Source organism: Adonisia turfae CCMR0081 (genome assembly GCF_011009555.1).
GTDB lineage: Bacteria > Cyanobacteriota > Cyanobacteriia > Phormidesmidales > Phormidesmidaceae > Leptothoe > Leptothoe turfae.
In genome coordinates, this window is record NZ_QXHD01000004.1 from 7,649,745 (window position 1) to 7,651,142 (window position 1,398).

Consider the following 1,398-nt stretch of genomic DNA (forward strand, 5'->3'; position numbering starts at 1 on the left):
CCTCTTCTCTCTTCCGCCCTCCGTCCTCTATCTTTCCTTCACCCCTCCCTCGTCCACGCCGCTGCATTCTCCACTAACCGACCCAAGGCCTCACAAATCGTCCGATACTGCCCTAATAAGTCCTGCCCCACTTCCGCCGAGAGATAATCACACCCCACCGCAAACGCAATCCAGGTCTGCACCTCAGCCGCCTCCGACTCTGCATCATTCAGCTTTGCCATAAACGCCTTCCGATATCGCCGTTTACCCCACGCCTCAGCCACATTGGCACACACCGACCGCGACGCCGTCACAATCTGCCGCGTCAGCATCTCATCCTCCTCCGGCGGAAACTCCTGTGCCAGCCGATACAATCGCATTGCTCCCCGAAACGCCAACCGATAAACCTGCAATTCCTGATATGTGCGAATAAAGTCTGATCCCATGATCTTCTCCTCCATTACGTTATTCTTGTCTCTTAGCACCGGGCTTTGACTCCGCTCAGCCCTCACCCTGACTCACCCCTGCTCCCTTGCTCCCCCTCTCCTTCGAAATGGGCAGGCACAAGACCAGCCCCTACCTCCCCCCTGCACCCCCTCACCCTCTTCTCTCTTCCTACACCGGAATCTCCTCCACCAACCACGCCTCCGCATTCTCAATCAACTCTCCAATTCCAGCCAAAATCCCCCCATAACAGTCACTATGAGCCAAACCCTCATCCGCCTTCACATACCCACACTCCACCGCAAACGCCAGCCAGGTCTGCACCGCCGCCGCCTTAGTCTCCGCCTCACTCAGCTTGGCAATAAACGCCTCGTGATACCGTCGCTTACCCCACGCTTCCGCCAGACTGGCGCACACCATCTGAGACGACTCTACAAGCTTTTGACAAGGACTATTCCACTCTTCCATTGACTCCTTGGGCAATAACCAAAACAACTTCATCGACGCCTCAAACGCAATCTGATACACCGTCAACTCCTGATACGCCGCCAACATTTCCTGACCCATGATCGTTGTCTCCTACATTGAATATTGTGTTTTCTGACTCCTTCGAAATGGGCAGGCACAAGACCAGCCCCTACTCACCCCCTATCCCCTGCTCCCCTATCCCTCTCTTCACCTAGACAATAAACGCCACATCATCCACCTCCCTTTCCGGCTGAAACCCCATCACCGTCACCTTCTTGCGATAGCGCGGCGACATCGGATAAAACCGCACCTGATCCTCCGTATCGTTGATATACTTCGCCAGTTTCTTGTTCAACATGTCTCGCTGATCCGGCGTCAGCACACACTCAAACACTGACTTCTGAACCCGCAGACCATAGCCCTCTAGAATATGGGCCACCTTATTTCGACGACGATCTAGAACGATGTCGTAACAAACGAGATAGAACACAAGTTTTCTCCTATAGC

Annotated in this window: 3 protein-coding genes; all 3 read right to left on the reverse strand. The window is 54.2% G+C overall.

Annotation, left to right across the window (positions count from 1 at the left end; genetic code table 11):
* Nucleotides 1-38 precede the first annotated feature (38 nt).
* Nucleotides 39-425: a four helix bundle protein gene (locus tag DXZ20_RS36730; RefSeq protein WP_163703350.1), complete on the reverse strand. Its 387-nt coding sequence runs from the start codon at nucleotides 423-425 to the stop codon at nucleotides 39-41.
* Between the two features lie 169 nt (nucleotides 426-594).
* Nucleotides 595-990: a four helix bundle protein gene (locus tag DXZ20_RS36735; RefSeq protein ID WP_163703351.1), complete on the reverse strand. Its 396-nt coding sequence runs from the start codon at nucleotides 988-990 to the stop codon at nucleotides 595-597.
* Nucleotides 991-1,102: 112 nt separating this feature from the next.
* The gene (gene cas2, locus DXZ20_RS36740) at nucleotides 1,103-1,381 is read right to left on the reverse strand and encodes a CRISPR-associated endonuclease Cas2 (RefSeq protein ID WP_163703352.1); all 279 of its coding nucleotides are present in this window, start codon (nucleotides 1,379-1,381) and stop codon (nucleotides 1,103-1,105) included.
* Between the last annotated feature and the right edge of the window lie 17 nt (nucleotides 1,382-1,398).

Bases quoted from the DNA above. Each gene is read 5' to 3' on its own strand.
- DXZ20_RS36730 (WP_163703350.1), bottom strand. From the start codon at position 425: ATGGGATCAGACTTTATTCGCACATATCAGGAATTGCAGGTTTATCGG.
- DXZ20_RS36735 (WP_163703351.1), bottom strand. From the start codon at position 990: ATGGGTCAGGAAATGTTGGCGGCGTATCAGGAGTTGACGGTGTATCAG.